This window comes from Leisingera sp. MMG026 (assembly GCF_021654205.1).
Taxonomy (GTDB): Bacteria; Pseudomonadota; Alphaproteobacteria; order Rhodobacterales; family Rhodobacteraceae; genus Leisingera.
Window position 1 is genome coordinate 1 of record NZ_JAKFZM010000057.1, and the last position, 21,890, is coordinate 21,890.

At 62.7% G+C, this 21,890-nt stretch carries 19 protein-coding genes; 5 read left to right on the forward strand and 14 right to left on the reverse strand.

Annotation, left to right across the window (positions count from 1 at the left end; all coding sequences use genetic code 11):
• Window positions 1–7: 7 nt before the first annotated feature.
• From L1069_RS20980 to L1069_RS21010, 7 genes are read right to left on the reverse strand one after another with little or no spacing between them, the layout of a single operon-like run.
• Window positions 8–1,180: an SRPBCC family protein gene (locus L1069_RS20980; protein WP_237456938.1), complete on the reverse strand. Its 1,173-nt coding sequence runs from the start codon at window positions 1,178–1,180 to the stop codon at window positions 8–10.
• Window positions 1,177–1,785, reverse strand: a complete 609-nt coding sequence (locus L1069_RS20985) for a hypothetical protein (RefSeq protein ID WP_237456939.1) — start codon at window positions 1,783–1,785, stop codon at window positions 1,177–1,179. Before L1069_RS20985 ends, L1069_RS20980 begins: the two co-directional genes overlap by 4 nt.
• The gene (locus L1069_RS20990) at window positions 1,778–4,729 is read right to left on the reverse strand and encodes a sarcosine oxidase subunit alpha family protein (protein WP_237456940.1); all 2,952 of its coding nucleotides are present in this window, start codon (window positions 4,727–4,729) and stop codon (window positions 1,778–1,780) included. The genes L1069_RS20985 and L1069_RS20990 overlap by 8 nt, the downstream gene beginning before the upstream one ends.
• Window positions 4,726–5,010 carry a sarcosine oxidase subunit delta gene (locus L1069_RS20995; protein WP_237456941.1) on the reverse strand — a complete coding sequence of 95 codons (285 nt, stop codon included), beginning with the start codon at window positions 5,008–5,010 and terminating at the stop codon, window positions 4,726–4,728. Before L1069_RS20995 ends, L1069_RS20990 begins: the two co-directional genes overlap by 4 nt.
• Window positions 5,011–5,021: 11 nt before the next feature.
• On the reverse strand, window positions 5,022–6,026 hold the full coding sequence (locus L1069_RS21000) for an FAD-dependent oxidoreductase (protein ID WP_237456942.1): 1,005 nt from the start codon (window positions 6,024–6,026) through the stop codon (window positions 5,022–5,024).
• 23 nt (window positions 6,027–6,049) lie between these two features.
• Window positions 6,050–6,844, reverse strand: a complete 795-nt coding sequence (locus L1069_RS21005; RefSeq protein ID WP_237456943.1) for an arylmalonate decarboxylase — start codon at window positions 6,842–6,844, stop codon at window positions 6,050–6,052.
• Window positions 6,844–7,986, reverse strand: a complete 1,143-nt coding sequence (locus tag L1069_RS21010) for a Xaa-Pro peptidase family protein (protein WP_237456944.1) — start codon at window positions 7,984–7,986, stop codon at window positions 6,844–6,846. The genes L1069_RS21005 and L1069_RS21010 overlap by 1 nt, the downstream gene beginning before the upstream one ends.
• Before the next feature lie 132 nt (window positions 7,987–8,118).
• Between L1069_RS21010 and L1069_RS21015 the strand changes: the two genes are divergently transcribed.
• Window positions 8,119–8,997: a LysR family transcriptional regulator gene (locus tag L1069_RS21015; RefSeq protein WP_129370013.1), complete on the forward strand. Its 879-nt coding sequence runs from the start codon at window positions 8,119–8,121 to the stop codon at window positions 8,995–8,997.
• Window positions 8,998–9,001: 4 nt separating this feature from the next.
• Here L1069_RS21015 and ehuA read toward each other — a convergent pair whose 3' ends face one another.
• From ehuA to L1069_RS21050, 7 genes are all read right to left on the reverse strand, one after another.
• Window positions 9,002–9,817, reverse strand: a complete 816-nt coding sequence (gene ehuA / locus L1069_RS21020) for an ectoine/hydroxyectoine ABC transporter ATP-binding protein EhuA (RefSeq protein ID WP_275423100.1) — start codon at window positions 9,815–9,817, stop codon at window positions 9,002–9,004.
• A 2-nt stretch (window positions 9,818–9,819) separates the two neighbouring features.
• Window positions 9,820–10,485 carry an ectoine/hydroxyectoine ABC transporter permease subunit EhuD gene (ehuD, locus tag L1069_RS21025; protein WP_237456945.1) on the reverse strand — a complete coding sequence of 222 codons (666 nt, stop codon included), beginning with the start codon at window positions 10,483–10,485 and terminating at the stop codon, window positions 9,820–9,822.
• Between the two features lie 3 nt (window positions 10,486–10,488).
• The gene (gene ehuC, locus L1069_RS21030; protein WP_237456946.1) at window positions 10,489–11,154 is read right to left on the reverse strand and encodes an ectoine/hydroxyectoine ABC transporter permease subunit EhuC; all 666 of its coding nucleotides are present in this window, start codon (window positions 11,152–11,154) and stop codon (window positions 10,489–10,491) included.
• A gap of 66 nt (window positions 11,155–11,220) precedes the next feature.
• Entirely contained in the window at window positions 11,221–12,063 is an 843-nt protein-coding gene (locus L1069_RS21035) for a transporter substrate-binding domain-containing protein (protein ID WP_237456947.1), read from the reverse strand.
• A 164-nt stretch (window positions 12,064–12,227) separates the two neighbouring features.
• Window positions 12,228–14,684, reverse strand: coding sequence for an FAD-dependent oxidoreductase (locus L1069_RS21040; protein WP_237456948.1), 2,457 nt, complete (start codon window positions 14,682–14,684; stop codon window positions 12,228–12,230).
• A gap of 18 nt (window positions 14,685–14,702) precedes the next feature.
• Window positions 14,703–15,884, reverse strand: coding sequence for a Xaa-Pro peptidase family protein (locus L1069_RS21045; RefSeq protein ID WP_237456949.1), 1,182 nt, complete (start codon window positions 15,882–15,884; stop codon window positions 14,703–14,705).
• Window position 15,885: 1 nt separating this feature from the next.
• Window positions 15,886–16,668 carry an Asp/Glu racemase gene (locus L1069_RS21050; protein WP_237456950.1) on the reverse strand — a complete coding sequence of 261 codons (783 nt, stop codon included), beginning with the start codon at window positions 16,666–16,668 and terminating at the stop codon, window positions 15,886–15,888.
• 158 nt (window positions 16,669–16,826) lie between these two features.
• Here L1069_RS21050 and L1069_RS21055 point away from each other — a divergent pair, with 158 nt between their 5' ends.
• The 4 genes from L1069_RS21055 (at window position 16,827) to L1069_RS21070 (ending at window position 21,726) form a co-directional block, all read left to right on the forward strand.
• The gene (locus L1069_RS21055; protein WP_237456951.1) at window positions 16,827–17,567 is read left to right on the forward strand and encodes a GntR family transcriptional regulator; all 741 of its coding nucleotides are present in this window, start codon (window positions 16,827–16,829) and stop codon (window positions 17,565–17,567) included.
• A gap of 657 nt (window positions 17,568–18,224) precedes the next feature.
• Entirely contained in the window at window positions 18,225–19,187 is a 963-nt protein-coding gene (locus L1069_RS21060; RefSeq protein ID WP_129370005.1) for a LysR family transcriptional regulator, read from the forward strand.
• A gap of 107 nt (window positions 19,188–19,294) precedes the next feature.
• Window positions 19,295–20,995 (forward strand): hypothetical protein, encoded by a 1,701-nt coding sequence (locus L1069_RS21065; protein WP_237456953.1) that lies wholly within the window; start codon window positions 19,295–19,297, stop codon window positions 20,993–20,995.
• Complete coding sequence (locus L1069_RS21070) at window positions 20,992–21,726, forward strand: DUF3726 domain-containing protein (protein WP_237456954.1); 735 nt, start codon at window positions 20,992–20,994, stop codon at window positions 21,724–21,726. Before L1069_RS21065 ends, L1069_RS21070 begins: the two co-directional genes overlap by 4 nt.
• Window positions 21,727–21,890 lie beyond the last annotated feature (164 nt).

The following is a 21,890-nucleotide window of genomic DNA, read 5'->3' on the forward strand; positions in this document are numbered from 1 at the left end:
GTGGGCGCTACAACGTGGGGCGCAAACGACGGTTACTGCAAAGCTGCGCCGCAAGATACTGCTGGAAATACCAGACCGTGCGTTCCTTGGGCGACAGCCGCCCGGGTGCTGCCGCCAGCGCCCTGGCGTTCTGCGCAATGGCGCCGATGATCGGCTTGTCCTCATCGTTGATGCGGTCGAACCCGGCCTTCAGCTCGGCGGCATAGGCAGCGCGTTCCTCCGGGTCGTCCGGCACCGCGCCGGGGTAGTAATCGGCGCCCCAGAACACTTTGACCTTATCGGTGCCATAGGGCTGCAGCGACAGCCAGAAGGTGCGCTCTGCCACCACTGACATCACATGGCAGGGGAAAATCGCCGACAGCACCGCCTTTTCGCGCTCCTCATCGCTCAGCAAGGGATTGTCCACCTGCATGTCGGAGTTGCGCTCATAGGATTTGCCGGGCACCCGGCCCTGCTCATAGAGGCTGTAGGCCGCGCCGCCATGCATCGCATTGGCCAGCCGGGTCGGCATCACCGGCTCGATGGTCTGGGCGTGGGCGACAAACAGGTGGTAGCCCTCGGTGAAATTCTGCACCAGGATCTTCCAGTTGGTGTCCCAGATCTCTTCGGCCCGGAACAGGGTGCGGTATTTCGGCAGCTGGTAGTTCTCCAGCCGCTTGGACAGGCCCGCCAGCCGCGGCCCCAGCGGCGCCGCATCGGGATCGAGTGAGACATAGACCCAGCCTTGCCAGACCTCGACCTGGAACTGCGGCAGGCAGACCTCCTTCTTATTGAAATTCTCACGCATATGGGCGGCGCCGATCAGCTGGCCGTCCAGGTTGTAGGTCCAGGCGTGATAGGGGCAGCTGATCCGGCCGCGGATATTGCCGGCCCCTTCCAGCAGCGTCGCCATCCGGTGGCGGCAGACATTGGACATCGCCCTCAGCACCCCGCCGCAGTCGCGCAGGACCACCACCGGATCGCGCCCGATGGTGGTGGCGCGGTAGTCGCCGGGGTTTTCGTATTCATCCTCCCGGCCAACGCAGAACCATTCGTGGTTGAAGATCTCGTCCAGCTCCAGCTCCAGGAACTCCGGCGAGGTATAGACCTGCGGCGGCGTCGCCTCAGCCAGCTCATCCGGCAGCGCGGCATTGCGCGTCACCGCCTCCAGCAGCTCATCAACAGACATGCGGGGTTTCATTCCAGGCCTCCTGCTACAGGGGAAAAGGGGATATCGCGCATTTTCAATCCGTATTGCAGGGCGCTGCCCTCCAGCAGCTCTTGCAGCGAGGCGGCAAAGCTGCGCGGCAGCGCCAGCGTGAAGCCCGCACTGCTGCGCCACAGGGTGACGCCAATGTGGTGAAACGCGGTGGAGGCGGCATGGCCCGGCGAAAAGGCACCGGGACGCAGGTCCAGCGGCAGGAAATGGTTCAAGAGCGTGGCCGCCTGCGGCCCCGATACCTGCACCAGGGTGCGGGCGCTGGAGAGGTTCAGAAAGGCGCAGGCGCTGCCGCCTTGCAGCGGCACAGAGGCCTGGTCCGCCCCCCGCAGCAGCCACCACTTTAGCGGTTCGACCCGCAGCAGCAGGCCGCCCTTGCCCTGCGCCGCCCGTCCCGGCCCCGGCGCCGCGCCGCAGCCTGCGGCGGCGGCGGCCAGTGCCCCGGCCTCGGCCAGGGTCTGCGGCCAGGCGGCGATCTGGGTCAGGCGGAAGCTGGTGAGGCGGCTCAGCGTGACACCAGCAGGCCCCGGCCTGCCGCCGCGCACCGGCGCCGTATGCGCCTGCAATCTGTTGACCTGGTCATCCATGCATCCGCTCTCCTTCCGGGTCGAACATTTGGGGGGAGACAATCTCGACCTCGACCAGACCGCCGCGCACCGGGTCGCTGGCCATCAGCACCCGCCCTTCCCAGGCCGCATGGCCGCCCGCGATATAGCCCAGCCCGATCCAATGGCCGAGCGCCGGCGAATGGGTGACAGCCGTGATCCAGCCTTCGCCAAAGCCCTCGCCCTCATCCGGCCTGCACAGCAGCGCGCCGCCGCTGAAGGTCTGGCTGCGGTCCTTGGGGAAAATCCCCGCCAGCTGCGGGCGGTCTTCGCGCAGCAATTCCGGGCGGTCCTGCAAGGCCTTGCCGATATAGGCTTTCTTGGAGGATGCCATCTTGCCCAGCCCGGCATCGCGGATCGTGACCCGCCCGTCCAGTTCGGCGCCAGTGACATGGCCCTTCTCGATCCGCAGTGTTCCCAGCGCCTCTAGCCCGTAAAGGCAGCCGCCCAGACGGGAGGCCTCCGGCCACAGCATGTCCATCATCGCCTCACCCTGACCGGCGGGCACATAAAGCTCATAGGCCAGCTCGCCCGAGAAGCTGATCCGCGCAACCAGCGCCTCCGAGCCGTCCTTCAGGGCCATGCGGGCCACCCCCATGAAGGGCAGCGCCGCTGCCGAGACCGCCGCCGGATCCGCCAGGCAGGCAGCCAGCGCCTCGCGCGATTTCGGCCCGGCGATGGACGCACCCGCCCATTGGTCGGAGACCGAGGTCAGATGCACCCGCAGCTCCGGCCAGCGGGTTTGCAGCAGCTCCTCCAGCCAGACCATCACCTTGCCGGCCCCGGTAGTGGTGGTGGTCATCAGGAAGTCATCCTCTGCTAGCCGCCAGGTGGTGCCGTCGTCCAGCACCATTCCGTCGTCGCGCAGCATGATGCCATAACGCGCCTTGCCCGCCGCCAGCCTGGCAAAGCCATTGGTATAGACGCGGTTCAGAAACTCTGCCGCATCCGGCCCCTGCACCGCGATCTTGCCCAGCGAACTGACATCGCAGATGCCAAGGGTAGCGCGCACCGTGGCGGCCTCGCGCACATAGGCCCCGGCGATGGTTTCGCCAGCTTTGGCGAAATACCAGGGCCGGTGCCACAGGCCCGCGTCGGTCATGGTGGCGCCATGGCGCAGGTTCCAATCGTGCAGCGGGGTGCGGCGCAGGGCTTTGAAATGGCCATGCACGTTGCGCCCCGCCAGCGCGCCGATGGCAACCGGGGTATAGGGCGGGCGGAAGCGGGTGGTGCCCACTGCCGGGATCTCCTTGCCCAAGGTCTCGGCCATCAGCGCCAGGCCGATGATATTGCCCATCTTGCCCTGATCGGTCGCCAAGCCCAGCGTGGTATAGCGTTTCAGATGCTCGACCGAGACAAAGCCCTCCTGATGCGCCAGCCGCACGTCATCGCCGGTGACATCATGCTGCGGATCGACAAATGTCTTGGGTTTGCTGCCCGGCAGCCAGACTTCGTACATTGGTTCGATGGGACTTTCCCAGCCGCCCGGCTGAGGGCCGGCAGCCGCAAGCCCCAGGGCGCGTTTCGCCGCCGCCTCGCCGGAGGCTTCGCAGGCGGCACGGTCCCAGACGCCCGCTGCCGCGCCTGCCATGAACAGCGGCTCTGCGCATTCACCTGCCAGGAAACAGGCCAGTTCGGCGTTCCATTCCGGTTTGACGCCCCGGTGCGACGCCAGGTTCACCACCGGCGACCAGCCGCCAGAGACCAGCAGCAGATCACAGGCCTCGCTGCCCGCCGCCTGCCAGCCAGACCCGATCCGCCGGGCAAACCGCAGGGATTTGACACCCGAGCGGCCCTTTGCCTCCAGCGGAGCCAGACCGCTGCGCAGCCTGACCCCGGCGGGAACATCCGGGACGGGTTGCTGGCGCGCATCCGCAAGCACAACCTCTGCCCCGGCAGCTGCCAACTCGCCGGCGGTCTGGTAAGCGCTGTCGTTGCAGGTCGCGACCACCACCCGCTGCCCCGGCAGGACGCCAAAGCGGCTGAGGTAAACCCGCCCCGCCGCCGCAGTCATCACCCCAGGGCGGTCATTGCCCCCAAAGGCCACAGAGCGTTCCAGCGCGCCGGTGGCCAGCACCGTGGCGCTGGCCCGCACGGTCCAGAACCGCTGCCGCGGCAGGTAGGGCGCAGGCTCCGCCAGATGGTCCGTCACACGCTGCACCATCCCGGCGGTGCCATTGTCATAAAGGCCAAAGACTGTGGTCCGCGGCATCAGCCGCACGCCCGCGCGCTGCACCGCCTCCACCAGCGCGCGGCGTTCAGGCTCGGCAGCGGGATCGTTCAGCTGGTCACCACCCAGCTCGAAATCCTGCTCTGCCAGGATCACGTCGCGGCCTGCCTCCGCCGCCGTCAGCGCCGCCCGCAGGCCCGCGGGGCCAGACCCCACCACCAGCACATCGCAATAGGCGTGCGCATGGTCATAACAATCCGGGTCAGCCTGCCGCGAGGCCGCGCCCATGCCCGCCGCCTTGCGGATCAGCGCCTCGTATTTCATCCAGAGACCGGTGCCCTGACCCCATTCAAACGGCGGCAGTCCCATGAAGGTCTTGTAGTAAAACCCCGCCGAAAAGAACCGCCCGAACAGCCCGTTCACCGCGCCCGCATCAAAGCGAACATTGGGCCAGGCGTTCTGGCCCCGCGCCTCCAGCCCCTGAAACAGCTCCTGCATGGTGGCCTTGACGTTCGGCTCCGCCCGGGTGCCGCTGCCAAGTGTGACGATGGCGCCCGACTCCTCCACCCCCGCCGACATGATCCCGCGCGGGCGGTGGTATTTGAAAGACCGGCCCAGCACCCGCTCGCCATTGGCCATCAGCGCCGAGGCCAGCGTATCGCCCGCATAGCCCCGCATCGCCTTGCCGTCCCAACGGAACTCCAGCGGCTTGCTCCGGCCGATCCGTCCGCCCTGGCCCAGCCGCCGCGCGGTCATAGCCCGCTCTCCAGCGCGGCGGCCAGGCCCGGATGGGCGGGGGCCACGCTGCGGATTTCATGGGTCATCGTGTCCCGCTCCACCTTCAGCCACATGCGGCAGCCATGCAGATGCTGCCAGGTCTCCACCTGCCAGCCACAGATGTTTTCGCGCAGGAACACCGCGTCGTGCCAGTCCTGCATGGGCGCCTCAAGCGCCGGGTATGTGATCGAGCCATCGCCGCCATAGCTGAACTCGGCATGGTCGCGCAGACCGCAAAAGGGGCAGGAAATCCGGGTCATGGCTCAGCTCCTCATCCGTGCAGCTTAGGGTCGGGGCCGGCGCCGCGCTCGTCGATCTGCAAGCCCCGCTCAAAGCGTTTCAGGTCGAAATCCGCAATTATCGGCGCGGGCCGTCCATTGGCGATCAGATCAGCGAACCACCAGCCCGCGGCAGGCGTTGCCTTGAAGCCGCCGTAGTTCCAGCCGGTGTTGAGATAGAGATTGTCCAAAGGTGTCCGGCAGATGAAATGGCTGCCGTCCATCGACATATCGACCACCCCGGCCCAATGGCGCAGCAGCTTGACCCGGCCCAGGCAGGGCATCACCGACATCGCCGCCTCTGCCACGTCCTGCACAATCGGCAGGTTGCCGCGCTGCGCATAGGATTTGTACCAGTCCAGATCACCGCCAAAGACCATGCCGCCCTTGTCCGACTGCGAGATATAGAAATGCGCGCCGCCCATGCCGAAGACCACCGCATCATGGCGGGCGGTACCCGCGCGCTTCTGCACTGCCGCCCCCATCACCGGGAAGCGGGCGCCAGCCGCATAGTTCAGATGCGGCACCACCTGTTTCAGCTGCTCCAGCCCCCAGATCTCCGCATCGGGCGTGCCGGTGCGGTGCAGGGTGTTGTAATTGCGCGCCGCCGCGTCGATGGCGCCGGGGCTGTGCAACAGCGCGATATGGGAGCGCTGGCTGAACATCACGTTATAGTTCAGCTCGTGGCTCAGCTCTTCCCACAGTTTCAGCGAATGCTCATAGAACTGCCGGTTGCCCGGACGCGCATAGTTGGAGCGCACGATGGTGGTGTTGCGCCCGGCGTTGCCGCCGCCGATCCAGCCCTTCTCCAGCACCGCGACATTGCGCAGCCCGTGGGTCTTGGCCAGGTAATAGGCGGTGGCAAGCCCATGCAGCCCGCCCCCCACGATGACGGCATCGTAATGGGGCTTGGGCTCGGGGTCGCGCCACTGACAGCTCCCCCCCCTTTGGCCGGACATCCCCTGCCAAAAGACATTCCATGCGGAAAAACGGGTCATTTTTTCAGGTCTTTCAAGAGCCTTCAGACGGTGGGTTTCAGCACCCTGCCCGGATGTTTGAACATCTGGCCGAAGCCCTCCAGCTCATCCATGATTCCGGCCCGGCGGAGGCAGGACCAGAATTGCGCCTGGTTCGAGGTGATGACCGGCTTGCCGGTGATCTGCTCGATCTCCTCCACTGCCGGAAGCGAGCGCACACCGCCGCAGCTGAGGAAGATCGCATCAGCCTCCGGCTGGTCGATCTCCAGCGCGAATTTCTTCCAGTAGTCCGGCGTCACCAGCCCCATGTCCCAGCCGCTGGCGATATTGAGCCCCTGAATGTCCAGCACATCAAAGCCGCGCTCGACCAGAAACTCCGCCTCGGCGGTGTTGATGTCATCCAGATAAGGCGTGCCGACCACCAGCTTCTTAGCGCCCAGCTCGTTCAGCGCGTCCAGCACCCCCTGCACAAGGCACATCGGCTGCGCCCAGGGCGCGCCTTTCCTGATCTCCGCCATCACCCGCTGCTCGCCGATCACGATGGATCCGGAGGTGCAGCTGTAGCTGACCACATCGGGCCTCGCCTCCGGCTGGATGCGCGCCGCCGCGTCGGCCATGTGCTCGATGTGCCTGGCCAGAGTTTCGGTTGTGGTGTGGTCGTCGGTTTTCAGGCGCGTAACGTAGACGGCAACGCCTTCCGGCGCCATGTCCCAGAAATCCCCCTCGGCAGAGGGGTCGGTGGACATCAGGATAAAGCCCAGCTTGGCACGGTGGAACCGCCCGGCATCCATTTCGGGGGTGCGGGGCTTGGACTGGATGGTTTGGCCTGGCTGGAACATCACAGGAAGACCTCCTCAACGGACTTCGGATGCTGGGTCAGCTGCTCCCAGCCGTCCTCGGTGATGATGAAACTGTCACCGACCTGGGCGCGGAAGGTTTCAACTGACACCGACCCGTCCACCGCCAGCACCATGCCCGGCTGGATGATCGTGGTGTCGCCGGTGACCAGCTGCGGCGCCTCAAGGAAGCTGAAACCGGTGGCCCGGCCGCAACGGAAGGGGTATTCGTACCCCGCCCCCTGGATCACCTCGGCATAGGCGGCATGCACACTTTCCGCCGTCACGCCGGGGCGCAGGGCCTCCAGCGCAGCCTTCTGGCTGGCCACTGCTACCTCATAGACCTTGACCTGCTCGGGATCCGGCTCGCCGATCCAGAAGGTGCGGTCAAAACCCAGTTTGAAGCGGTGAAAATTGGTCATGCCGCAGAAGCACAGGAACACCGGCTCACCCAGCCGCATGATCCGGGTCGAGGCCCGGTGGTGGGTTTTCACAATGTCCCTGCCCGAGGCCATGATCTGCAGGAAATGGGTGTTGGGCGACATGTCGCCATCATCATAATGCGCTGCCAGCAGCTCTGCCGCCTTGCGGGTGCCCGCCTGGCTGGTGGCGATCGCCACCTCGAACTCCGGCACGCCGTCGCCGATTGCGGCCCGGCCTGCATTCATCATCGCGGTGGCGACTTCGCCCGCATGGCGGGCCAGCTGCAATTCCTGCGGAGATTTGATCATCCGCATCTGGTTCAGGATTGGCGTCGTGCTAGTGATGTTTTCCGCGGCGACCAGATCTTTCACATAGGCGCGCACGGGCGGCGGCATATGGCCCGGTTCAATCGCCACCGACGCCGCATTCCGGACTGCACCCGGCAATTCCTCGCGCCATTCGTTGCCCATGCCGTCATTCCAAGCCGCGACCCGGTCCACCCGCGCCGCCGCTTTGGCGCTGTTGAGGTCGATGGTCGGGGTGATCAGCAGCGTCCCGCCGTCCTTGGGCACCACCAGAATGGTCGGGCGGCCGAACTCCATATGCAGGTAATCGTAATAGCCGGTCAGGTAATAGACGTTGTCGTCATCGGTGATCAGCGCCACATCGATGCCGGCATCGGCAAGGTTTTTCTGGAAACGGGACAGTCGCTCAGTGAACATCGGATTTCCCTGTAGGTTATGGAGAGCCGCGCGGCAAAACCTTGCCGTAGCTTGGGCCTTGGCCCAAATGCTATGGCCAAAACCGCACTTTACAAAGTGACATTCGGTCCGGAATTGTGATAACCAGAAGTTATGAAAAACTACCGCCGCGCATTGCCGCCCCTCGACTATCTCCTGTTCTTCGAAGCGGTTGCCAGGCACGGCAATTTCACCCGCGCGGCAGAGGAGTTGAATGTCAGCCAAGCCGCGGTCAGCAAGCGAATCAAAGTGCTTGAGGACTGGCTGGGCATGACCCTGGTGAACCGCCGCGGCCGCAACCTGTCGCTGACCCGCAACGGCAAGATCCTGGCGGCCAATTCCGGCGAAGCGCTGGATTACCTGCATTCATGCCTGAACCAGCTGCGCCGCGCCAGCACCGGCGCCCGGCTGTCGCTGGCGGCCAATGTCGCCGTGTCGCAATACTGGCTAACGCCCCGGATCAATGAATACCTGCTGAGCAGCGATGCCGCGCCGGTCACTCTCACCGCCTCCGACAAGGACGCCGACCTGTTTGCGCTGGAGGCGGATGCGCTGATCTATTACGGCCAGGACATCCCGGCAGGCTGGGACGGCTCGCTCCTGTTCGCGGAGCGCTGGATGCCCGTGACCTCCCCCGCCAAGGCGCAGCGCAAAGGCGGGCTGGCGGCGGCGACCCTGCTTGATTTCGACAAGCTGACCCCGAAATGGGTGAATTGGGACGATTTCGCCGAACTGACCGGCTTTGCCGAAATTGCGCAGGCCGCCAAGGTCAACCTGGGCTCATACGGCAGCACGCTGGATACTGCCATCCGCGGCCGCGGGGTGGCGCTTGGCTGCCCCGATGTGCTGCGCTTCGAGATCGACGCCGGGCGGCTGGTGCCGCTGGAGGACTACCAGCTGATAACCGGGCGCAGCTATTTCGTGATCTGGCGCACGGGCCTGCTCAGCGAACAGACCCGCAGCCTGCTGCGGGATGCAGGCATCCCGGTCTGAAGACCTAGACCGCTTCCCGCACCGCGCTCAGGAACTGCTGGGTGCGCTCGCGCTGGGGATTGCCGAACAGCTGGGTCGGCGGGCCCTGCTCCTCGATCCGGCCGCCATAGAAGAAGCACACCCGGTCGGAAATATCGCGGGCAAAGCCCATCTGATGGGTCACCATCAGCATGGTCAGGTTATGCTCCGACACCAGCTTGCGGATCACATTGGTCACCTCGCCGATCACCTCCGGATCGAGGGCAGAGGTCACCTCGTCAAACAGCATCACCTTGGGCCGCATCGCAAGCGCCCGCGCAATCGCCACCCGCTGCTGCTGGCCGCCCGACAGCCGCGAGGGGTGCTGGTCCTTCTTGGAGATCATGCCGACCATCTCCAACAGCTCTTCTGAGCGGTCGCGCGCCTCTGCCTTGGAGAGGCCCAGCACCTGCACCGGCCCCTCCATACAGTTTTCCAGCGCGGTCATATGCGGGAACAGGTTGAAATGCTGGAAACACATGCCGATGTCAGCGCGGCGGCTGCGCAGGTGGCGTTCGCTTGCAGGCACCAGCTGGCCGCCCTTGGGCATATGCGTCAGCGGCTTGCCGTCCACATAGATCACCCCGCCGTTGATCTGCTCAAGCGTCATCAGCATCCGCAGCACGGTGGTTTTGCCCGAGCCGGAGGGACCGATGATCGAGACCATTTCCCCTGCCGCGACGTCGAGATCGAGATCGTCCAGCACAGTGAGCGCCCCATAGGATTTGTTCACCTTGCGAAAGCTCACCATCGGCGTGTCTTCACCGGTGATTTCAAGCGGAAAGCCAGTATTGTCCAGCATCGTTACAGTCCCAGTTTGCGGCGCACATACCCTTCGAACAGCCGGATCAGGCCCGCTGCCGGCAGGGAGATTGCCAGAAAGATGATGCCGACCATCGTGTAAGGCTCTAGAAAGCGGTAGTTTTCCGAGCCGATGGCATTGGCGGTATGGATAAGCTCGGCAACCCCGATCACCGACAGCATCGGCGTGTCCTTGAAGATGCCGACCAGGTAGTTGCCCATGCCCGACAGCGCGGGCGGGATGGCCTGCGGAATAATTACCCGGCGGTACTTCTGCGCGGTGGACATGTTGAGCGCGATTGCCGCCTCCCACTGGCCTTTCGGCACGCTTTCAATACCGCCGCGGAAGACCTCAGACAGGTAGCAGGCATAATGCAGACCGATGGCGATCATGCCGGACATCCACGGGCTGAGCCGGATGCCGAACTGCGGCCCTACATAGAACACAAAGAAGATCTGCAGGATCAGCGGGGTGGAGCGGATGAACTCCACAAACTCGCGCACTGTGAAGGTCACCGCCCTGGACGGTGTGCGCTGTGCCAGCGCCAGCATCAGCCCCAGCACCACCGCAATCACATAGCCCGCCCCGGCAGCGATCAGCGTATTGCCGGTGGCGTAGACCAGCCGCGGCAGGATTTCCCAGGTAAAGTCCCATTTCCAGTCGAACACGGCTCAGGCCCTCCCCAGCTTGCGCGCCATATGGCGTTCCAGCCAGCGCATGAACGGCGTCACCAGAAAGCGGGCCAGCACATAGTAGATGACCAGTGCCGCGCCAAAGACCTGCGCCGACAGGAAGGTCGAGGCATTGATCTGCCGCGCCTCGAACATCAAGTCGGCAACGGAGATCAGCGACACCAGCGCGGTGCCCTTTAAAAGCTCGATCATCAGGTTACCCCAGGGCGGCAGCATGCTGACCAGCGCCTGCGGCAGGATGATCCGCCGCATCCGCTGCGCCGGGCTCATGTTGATAGCCAGCGCGGCTTCCCATTGTCCCTTGGGCACTGACAGAATGCCGCCGCGCACCAGCTCGGCGCCGTAAGCGCCGATATTCATGCCGATAGCCAGGTATCCTGCGGTGAATTTTTCGATCGTCAGACCGAACAGCGGCAGCACGAAGAAAATCCAGTATAGCTGCACCACCAGCGAGGTGCCGCGGAAAATCTCGATATAGGTCACCGCCGCGCCGCGCATAAGCGCGTTCTGCGACAGTTTCATCAGGCCCATGCAGAGCGAGATCGCGATTCCAATCACCGCAGCGAGCAGGAACTGGGCCAAGGTGACGCCCGTCCCTGTCAGAAGCCGCGGCCAGTACTGGATCAGGAAATCATAGAAACCCATCTGTAATCCGTATGGCACGAGGAGATTTGCATGTGGCGGACCCCAGGGATCCGCCGCACATTCGGATCAGCGGTTGGCGCAGGTCCATTCGGTGGTCTTGTCACCGGGCAGGGTGCTTTCGGTGTAGCCGTATTTTGCGACGGTCTGCATCATCTCCTCAGAGCCGATGTATTCCGCCAGCGCGGTGTTGAACTCTGCCAGGAAATCGCTGTCAGCGTCGCGGAAGCCGACGCCGACCCAGTTCAGCGTCCATTCCGGCAGGGCGCTGGGGTCGGTCACGTCGACGGCCTCATCGCTTTCCGCCAGATGCGCCGCTTCGAAATAGGTCATGCCCGCAGCATCTGCGCGGCCTGCCTTAACTGCAGCCAGCATCTCGGTCGGCCCCGGCACCTGCATGATCATCGAGTCGGTCAACCCTTCCTTCTTGGCGGCTTCTACGGTGTTGTAGCCGGAACCTGCAGCCAGTACCGCTTCTGCAGCCAGGATGTCCTGATAGGTCTGGATACCCTTGGGATTGCCGGCCGGAACGATAAAGGCGTCGCCGGACTGGGCAATCGGCTCGGAGAAGGAAATATTCTTGCAGCGGCTGTTGAGGATATAAAGCCCGCCGGTGATCATATCATAGCGGTTGGCCTGCAGCCCCGGGATCAGCCCGCCCCAGTCGGTTACGGTCGCCTCGACGCTTTCGTGGCCCATTTTTTTCAAGATATCGATGGCGATCTCGTTCACAAAGCCCTTGGCGTCGCCATTTTCGTCAGGGTAGCCCCAGATCGGAATGTTGGAGAAGCCGATGCGGAGCGGCTCGCCCGCGGCGATCCTGTCATCAATCGGCCCGGCCAGCGCCGCAATCGAGCTGACCACGGTTGCAACTGCCGCTGCACCCAGAGTGTTGAGTAGTTTGTAAGTCATGGTTTCCTCCCAGAATTTAACCTGTCTTCGAATTGGAACTCGCGCCTGCTGTTTGGTTGGGGCGGCGTCTCCATTGCCACGGTCCTGAGCTTGATCCGGTGATGAGAGCGGGACACCGGGGATGTGCATCAGGACCGTGAACTCCTCCTTGGAGCCAGGCGCCCTCAGGCGCTGGACAGCATCCGTTTGCTTTGCGGGTCATAGAACGGTGTCAGGCTGACATCCGCCTCGATGCTTTTGCCCTCGACCAGGACCGTGAATTGGCCGTTCTCCACCGCTGCCTTGCCAATTTCGCCTTCCGGCAGGGTCAGCAGGCACAGGCCGACAGCCGCCCCGATCGTCTGGCCCCAGGCGCCGGCGGTCACATAGCCCGCGATTTGGCCGTCCCGCAGGACGGGCTCATTGTGATGCAGCAACGGTTCCGGGTCGCGCAGCCTGACCGAACATAGGAACGGCCCCTTGTTTTCCGCCTTGCGCGCCAGATAGGCGTCGCGCCCGATGAAGGGGATGGGCTTCTTGACCTTGCAGACAAACTCCATGCCCATCTGATGCGGCGCCTCGGTATAGGCCATGTCGTGGCCCCAGTGGACAAAGCCCTTTTCCAGCCGCAGCGCATTCAGCGCCTCGCCGCCGATCAGGCGGATGCCGAACTGTTCACCGGCCTGCATCAGAACTTCGAACACGTGCTCGGCGAAATCCGGGGTGATGAAAATCTCCCAACCCAATTCGCCGGAATAAGACAGACGCTGCGCAAACACCGGTGCGTGGCCGATGTGGAAATGCCGCAGGCTGTTGAACGGGAACGCCGCGTGCGAGACATCCGCATCGCTGACGGCCTGCAACAGCTCGCGACTTTTCGGCCCCATGACCCCCAGCACGCCATAGGCAGTTGTCGCATCGCGCAGACGCACATCCTCCTCCGGCTGGATCAGATCTCGCAGATGCAGATAGTCGCGCCGGGTATGCGAGATCGAGCTCATCACCATGAAGCTCTCGTCCCCATGACGCGCCACCGTGACGTCGCTTTCAATGCCGCCGCGCTCGTTCAGCATCAGCGTATAGGCAACCCGGCCCTCGGCCATGGCCATGTTGTTGGTGCAGACCCGCTGCAGGAAGCTTTCGGCGTCGCGGCCCTCGACCATCAGCTTGCCCAGCATGGTGTAGTCGATCATCGCAACAGCTTCACGCGCAGCCTTCTGCTCCTCTTGCACATGCGGGAACCAGTTCTGGCGGCCAAAGCTGTATTCATACTTCGTCTCCACCCCTTCTGGCGCGAACCAGCCGGGGCGTTCCCAGCCCTGGGCCTCGGTGAAACAGGCGCCGCGGGCCTTCATCGGGTGGTAGAACGGCGTGCGGCGCAGGTTGCGGACGGTATCACGCTGGCGGTTCGGCCAATGCATCGCATAGGTCAGCACCAGCGTTTCCGGGCAGCGTTCCTGCAGATAAGGGTCACGCGCCTGGAACTCCTCGCAGCGCTTGGGGTCCATTTCGCTGAGGTCAATCGGCGGGTGACCGTCGATGATCCATTGCGCAACGGCCCGGCCCGCGCCGGAACCGGACTGGATACCAGTGGAATTCACCCCGCCCAACACAAAATAGTTCGAAATATCAGGCGCCTGCCCCAGGATAAAGCGCCCGTCATAGGAATAGCTTTCCGGCCCGTTAAAGAAGGTGCGGATGCCGGTTTCCTGCAACAGCGGCACCCGGTTCATCGCCAGTTCCAGCACCTCCATCACATCTTCCTCGACAAATGGCAGGCTGTCGAACTCGAAGTCCTCGGAAATGCCTTTCATGCCCCAGGGTTTGGCCTGGAAATGGGCAAAGCCGAACAGCAGCTTGCCCGCGTCTTCCTTCCAATAGGTGCCATCGCAATAGGAGCGCAGCACCGGCAGGTCGCTGGGCAGGTTCTCGATGGCCTCGGTCACCAGATAGTAATGCTCGCAGGCGTGCAGCGGCACGCCAACGCCGTTCTGGCGGCCCAGGTCCCGCGCCCACATGCCGCCGCAGTTCACCACGTAATCCGCGCTGATGGTGCCCTGATCGGTGCGCACGCCAACGGCCTTGCTGTCACGGGTCAGAACTTCTTCGACCTTGATGTTCTCAAAGATCCTGGCACCGCGCATCCGCGCACCCTTGGCCAGCGCCGTGGTCAAATCGACCGGGTTGGCAGAGCCATCGCTGGGCATATAGATGCCGCCCAGCACGCCATCGGGGTTCATCAGCGGCCAGCGTTCCTGGATTTCGGCGGTTTCCAGATAGTGCGCCTCAATCCCGAACAGCGCCGCAAAGTCGGCCTTGCGCTTCAGCTCGGCCATGCGTTCATCATTGACCGCAACCGAGATGGACCCCGACCGCCGGTAGCCCGGATTTTGCCCGGTCTCCGCCTCGATCTCTTCCAGCAGTTCGATGCCGTATTTGGCAAAGGCCGTGGTGGCATGGCTGCCCTGCAGCTGCCCCACAAGGCCGGCCGCGTGCCAGGTGGTGCCGCTGGTCAGCTGCTTGCGCTCCAGCAGCACAACATCGGTCAGGCCCTGTTTGGCCAGATGATAGGCCACCGAGCAGCCGTGGATGCCGCCGCCGATGATGACAACCTGCGCATGGGAGGGAAGGTCTTTTTTCATGTGATCGGATCCCATGTGTTAGGTGATGATTGGCAGCTCGCGCGGCGCGCGGCGGGACAGAAGTTCGGCGCCATCGGCGCGAATGACGATGTTTTCCTCGTGCAGCATCATCTTGCCGCCGCCAAAGGCGAAACCTGGCTCAAGCGTCAGCACCATGCCTTCCTCGATTACAGTATTGTCGCCCGCCATCAGCGACGGCCATTCGGTGACCTGCATGCCCAGACCGTGGCCCATGCGCCCGATCTGATGGCCGCTGCAGCCGCCGTCCTCCAGCACCTTGGCCATGACGCCCCACAGGTCCGTGGTGGTGATGCCGGGACGTGCCGCCTGCAATCCGGCCTCGGTCGCGCGCCAGGCCAGGTCATAGGCCTGTTTGGCTGCGTCCGAGGCATGGCCAAAGGCATAGTTGCGGTCGAAATCGCAGCTGTAGCCGCCCCACAGCGAACCGGTGTCCAACAGCAGCATATCGCCGTTCTCAATCACCCGGTCGCTTGACCTGTTGATCACATCCGCAAATCCGCCGGGGCCGGAGCTGCCCACCAGATACGGCACATCATCGGCACCGTGCTGCAGCAGGCTGATCTTGAACTTGGCAAAGGCCTGACGCTCGGTGTCGCCTGCCTGGACCTGGTTCGGCAGATCCTCAAACGCAGAAGACGCGATACTGCAAATACGCGCGATTTTGGAAATTTCAGATGCGGATTTCACCATCCGCAGGCTGCGGACAACATCGGTGCCGTCAGCCAGACGGATACCGCCCAGGGCTTCCTGCAGTTTCACGAAGTCCGCTGCTGGCATCCGCACATGGGTTTCATGCCCCATCGGCACCCCCAGGGTGCCTCCGCTGGGCATCAGTTCCCGCAAGGTGTCCGCCAGCAGCGAGATACCGTCATCCTGCGGCTGCGGCGCCAGCCAGGTGCGGATATCGGAAATCCAGGTCAGCGCCATGCTGGGTGCGCCGATCTCCGGGATCACCGCCACCGGCGCGCCCTTGGCCGGGATCACCACGAACCAGGGCCGCGTCGGGCTGAGCCAGAAAATGGTGTCGAAGCCGGTGAAATAACGCACTTCCGGTTCGGTGGTCAGCAGCAGCGCATCCAGCCCGAGGCCCGCCATGATCTTCTGGGCTGCCGCGGTTCGCTGCTCAAACTCCTGTGTGGTAAACCCGCGCTCCGCAGCGGGGTGCATCTCTGCCGTCATCTCAGTTGTCCATCTTCATTTGGGTGTGAAACAGCATGCCTGCCCCGGCGATGCTGTCTCCGATGCCGGCCAGCCTGGCCAGATGCCAGGCCGTGACCTGATTGCTGGACAGGACCGGCTTGCAAATGGCCTTCTCGGCCTCCGCCAGAATCTCCATGACCCGCAGGCTGGTGCAGGACACAAATACGCCATCGCAATCCGCACGGCGACCGATCTCCTTGATCGCCTCCAGAATGCTCTGCGAGGAAATCCGCGCCACTTTGAAATCGTCGCTCTGGTTAAAGCTGCCGACTGCGTTTACCTGGAACCCAGCGGCAGCCAAATTGTCCCGCATGCCTTCAGTCACCTCGACGGCATAAGGGGTAATCAGCGCGATCCGCTTCAGCTTCAGCGCACTCAGCGCCGCCTTGCAGGCGGTCAGCGGATTGGTGGTCTTTGCCGCCGGATGCACGCTGCGCAGGATCGCATCCACCCGCGCTTCGCCGATCATCGTTGCCCCCGACGTGCAGCAATAGCCGATGGCGTCCAGTTCGAACGAAGCAGGCAGCAGCGCCGCCGCCGTTGGCAGGTCCGCCTCCATCTTCCGCAACGTATCGCCGGAGACTTCCATCTCATTGGGGATCCGCGCGTGATACAGCACCACTCCGGGCCGCCGCAGCACGCTCGACAGCTCATGCTCCAAAGTCTGATCCGATTGCAGAACGATCAGGCCAATCCGGGCCACGCTGCCCAGCCCCCCGTCACTGGTGAATTGCAGTGCTTGAATATCCGGCGCCAAATTCATGGGCCTGCCTCCAAAACCCGCGGGATTTCTGCCCCGCTCCCCCAGCCCCTCCCTTGCAAACCATGGCCACGCCATGCACTCAGGATACAGAGCCCCTGGAGCTGGTATATACCAACAATCTGGTATATACCAAAGAAAATTTTCGGAACTGCTGCATCATGATGAAAAACGATCTGGAACAGAGAAAAAAAACACCAGTTTTTCAAATGGTTATTGACCATCTGAGGGAGCAAATCCGCAGCGGTGCCCTGCCCGTTCACGCGGCTCTACCCTCGGAAAGAGCCATCGCAGAGCAGTTTGGCATCAGCAGAATGACCGCACGCCGCGCGCTGCTTGCGGTTGAAATGGAAGGCCTCGCCTACAGCTCCGGGCGCCGCGGCCGATTCGTGTCGCCGCAGCGGGTGGCTTATGACATCAGCCAAACTGTCAGCCTCTCGGCCCTGCTCGGCCAGGACGGGCCCGGCCTGACGATCAAGGTGGTCTCCCAACAGATGGCCGCAGCAGATGCGGTCTTGTCCGCAAAGCTGGCCGTGCCCGAAGGAGAGTCGCTGTACAAATACACCCGGTTGTTCCTGCTTCAGGACCACCCCGCCTTTGTCGAAGAAGAATACGCCATTGCCAGCCTGTTCCCCGGCCTGTTCGACCACAATCTGCAGCAGTCGACCACGGTGCTGATGGAGCGGGAATACAACGTGCCGCCGCATTCCGGTGACATCACGATCCGGATGCGCGCATTGAATGAACAGGAGGCGGGATTACTAAACTTGCCGACCTACAATGCCGGCATCGAGCTTGAGCAGGTGATTTACAGTAAGGACGGCAAGCCATTCTGCTTCGGCCGCCAGATCTGGCGCGGCGAACTCGCGGAATTCACCGCGCATGCCATCGTCAGGAGGTAGTTTTCAATCTGGAAAGTGCTTCTGATTGGCAGCTCTTTGAGCTGTATGCGTCCCTCACGGCGCGCTTCCATCTAATTGAAGCCTGCGTGCAGATGGTGTTCGCTGCAAGCAGCATGGCAGTCAATGACCGCCTTCGCGGATCTCGGGGAATGTTTCGCGTTTGCGAAGAAAGACCCGCCCCACCGGGCCTGAAAAAATCCTCGCAAGTGCAGCAAGAACTGCGCATTAGCAGCGAAGGGCAGGATTGTCCCGCTCACTGCCAGTCCAAGCCCAACCAGGCGAACGGCCCTTGTTCGGGGATCGGCCATTCACACCTGGCGCGGCGAAAGAGTAGGAAGAGCCCACACCGGACCTGTCAAAATTGTGTGGCACAAGCAAAGTGGAAGATTTTTCTGTGCTGGCATGGAAAGCCGCTTTGCGGTTCAGCGGAGTTCTCGACCATTCATGCAACGTGCAGCGGAGTTGAAGTCGTGATACTACACCGTGCAGTGGGCCAGTTCAGGTAGGAATGTTCAGGCCGTGATCGTGGCCTTCCCCTGCAGAAAGACTTAATGAGCCAAACTAATTGACGTCTGTGGTCAACTCCGGCTTTCCGCCCCAGCGACGCAGGCATTTTTTCCCATTCAGTGTTTGGCTGGCAAGTAATAGGTTCCAGGAATGAAGACAAAAATCGCCCGTAACCTGTCTCTCAAACAATTTCGCGCTTTTGTTGCGGTGGCTCGGTGCGGCTCCTTCAGTCGGGCCGCGCAAAATCTGGCGGTGTCGCAGCCGGCACTTACGCTGAGTATTCAGCAGTTTGAGGAAATTATTGGCGTGTCCCTGCTTAAGCGGACCACCCGGTCGGTTGAGCTGACTGCGCAAGGGCAGGAGCTGCTGCCGAAGGCCGAGAAGATTCTGGACGATGTCGAAGCCTCGGTCCTGTCAGTGCGGGCGAGTGCGCAAGATCAGCTCAATCGGGTGCGGGTGGCGGTGCTGCCTTCGGCGGCGGTGCGGATTTTACCGCCAGCGATGCGTGGCTTTGCGGCAGAGATGCCGCAGGCAAAGATCCACTTGCAGGACGACAACGCGCGCGGAGTGGAGGCGCAGGTGCTGGAAGGACGTGCCGATTTCGGGTTGTCGAGCAGCTGGTCTGATGATCCCAGGCTGACTTATCTGCCGTTTCTGCGCGATCAGGTTGGGCTGATCTGCCGCAACACCCAGGAACTTGCGCGCCGCACTGAGCCGCTGACCTGGGATTGCCTCGACGGTCTGCCGTTTGCCGGTATGGCCGAGGATACCGGGGTCAGCCGTCTGACCAAGGCGGGTGAGGGGTTGCCGGCCTCTGTGACCAGCCCCGATTTCACGGTGCTGACGATGGCGGCGCTGGCCGGGCTGATTGAAAGCGGCGAAGCGGTGTCTGCGGTGCCGGCGCTGGCGGCACCGGATTATCTGAACCCGGCATTGGTCTACCGCAGCCTGTCGGCGCCAACTCTGTACAGGGAGCTTCAGCTGGTGGTGGCAAAAGACCGCCCGCTGTCCTCTGTGGCTCAGAGCTTTCTGGAGTATCTGCAGGGCCAGGCACGGCAGATTTCCGCGCGGTTTCCGAACCGGACTGTTGAGGCATCCGTTACCGGGGGGTGATTTATTTGCCCGGGTTATAAGTCTTTCGATTCTTCAAATTTTACTTGGCTCCCCTTCCCGGCCAAAGCTGTTTGCGAACGCGCAGGACTGAAATGGGAGGGCAATACATGCTCACAGCACTTACCGAAAGGATGCGGCCGGAGGCGGAGGTCATGGATCTGCAACGCCTGGGGTCGCTGCATTCTTCGACGCTCAGCTTCATGTGCACTTTGGTGCGACGGATCATGAAGGAAGAATGGGACATCAGCCGCCGGCTGTTTGATCTGGACCCGGAGGGCTACGGCACGGCCATCTATGAAATCCGAACGCCCAATGGGGTTTTCAGCTTTGTGCTGTTTTCCACCGAATTGCCTGATGAGGAGCGCAATGACCGGGTCATTGCAACCAGTTGGGATCTGACCATGGCGCTTTGCGAAGGCCTGGTGGATGATGTTTGGCTGGAGGATCTGCGCCGCAATGTGCCGAAACAGGAAGCAGGCCGAGTTGATGCGCGGGTGTTCAGCCTGTCGCGGGCCAACCGTTCTTCCCGGCTGTTCAGCTATGTTCTGGAAGAGTTGAGCGCAGGCCGCCAGCCCGATGCGCAGCGCATTGCCGAAGTCGGCTATCTTTACCGGACAACGGCGGTTTACGGCAGCGGCAAGCTGGGCATGGCGGACTGGAACAAGGTCCGGGCGAAGTTTCCGGATTTCAACCGCCCGTTTGCACCGGAAATGTTCATTTGCTTCATGCTGCGCCAGTTCAGTCTGGACCAGGTGGATCATGTCGCCAAATCCCGCGCGCCGGATACCGCGGTGTTGCTGGACGGTCGGCTGAAGCGGTTCTTTGGCATCGGCAATTCCACGGGCCTGGGCATGGCGCCATATCTGATCAACCATGGAGAATTGTTCAGCCAATGGGTGGAAATGCGCGAAACTGCGCTGGCGCAAGTCTTGCACAAGGCGGCTCCGACCGCTTGGCGCATCAGTCTGTTCCACGATCTGGTCAGCCGTGCCAAGCAGCACTTCGGCGAAAGCCACACCAGCGACGCCGAGCAGATCGACCGCAACCAGGTACTGATTGCGGAACTAAGTGAGGTGGACAGCTGGCTGGCCGGGACAGGCGATCAGCTGACAACCTGGTCGGAACTGACGGATCACGCCCGCGATGTCTGGAGCCTGGAAACTCAGGAATTGGTTAACTCCATCTGCCTGGAGATCCACCCGGAACTGGTCAATGATCTTGAAGACAGTTTTGCCGCAATTCCCAACCCAGTGATTGATCCGGCGATGAGCACTGTAGCCCTGCGGCAGTTGATCGAAACCCGGTACGGCTGGGCGCTGGAGATCGATTTTTCTGACGCCACTGAGACCGATGCATTCTGGTACCGCTCGGAAGAAAAGCTTGAGCCGCGGCTGGGTTTTGCCGGGGCCGATCCAGGGGTGGAAAAGCAGATGCCGCTGCCGATCGGGCGCCGGGTACGCGAATGCTATGATCTGCTGATACAGGACCTGGCGGAAAGCCCCGACAGCGATGTGGTCCACTTCCTGCTGCGCCGGCCGACGATGAAAAGCATCGTGCGCCGCATTCAAACCATGTCGCGCCACAAATACGCGGAAATCCGGGCCAATCTGGCCAGCCGCGACATCCGCCCGATGGACATGCTGCGGTGTAAGCTGGCGTTCTTCGGCGTCAGTAAATTCGACCCGCGCTCCAAACTGTGGGTGCGCAACACTATGTACCAAGGCGCCCCGGTGATCGAGGACATCGGCCAGACATACGATAGCTGGTTCCTGCCGCTGAAACCCCAAATGGAGGAGGTCCGGGCATGAGAGTTTCCCGCAACGAAATGATCGCGGCGCTGTCACGCGCTTATGAAGGTGCCGGGCATCAGACCGGAGATTATGAGGATGCTGCACAGCTGATCACCTGGTCGCACATGTGCGGGTTGGGCGGGATTGAGCGCATCACGCTGCCGCCCGAAGCCCCCAAAGGCGGCGTGGCGCCTCGGCTGGATTATGAAAACGCAGGGCTCGCAGTTATTGACGCGGGCGGCGCCGAAGTCTGTGAGCACGGCTCCCTCGCGTCTGATCTCGCCTTTGCCAAGGCGCAGGAAACAGGCTTTGCCATTGTGGAACTGGCCAATTGCCGCGACCCCGGCCTGATCCTGCGCAGCTTGTCGCTCGTGGCCCAGAAGGGCGTCTATATCGGAGCCTACTGGAGCGATCAGATTGGCATGCATGGTGCTAGCTTCGAAAGCGGCGCGGTGTTCCCCAACTACTGGCGTGTGGAACAGGCCGGAGTCGGCAAAGAGGCTTCCGCGCTGTTCATAGTTTGCACCACCCAGGCTGCGCTGCTGGCCGATGCCGTTACCAGGCAGGCCGAACATCCAGAACTGCAGCGGTTCGAAGTCACCGCAGCGCAGCTGGCGGCCAATTATGATCAGTCGCTGGAGCGTGGCATCTCTGTGTCTTCAGACCATTGGTCCGCGTTGAATGCAGCTGCTTGGCCGATACTGGTGCCTTCGGATGACAAATCCCGGGCAGGGGCTGGCCCAGCCTAGGTACCGGCTTAAGAGTTTTCTGGTGCCCAGGAGCGATACCAGTGGCGGTTTCATACCCGCCACTGGCACAGGCAGAAACAGCCAAAGCACTTTTCTGCCTGTGCCATTTATCAACATGACCCAGTGTTCAAGAGCAGTCATTGGCGCAGCCGCAGCGAAATGGC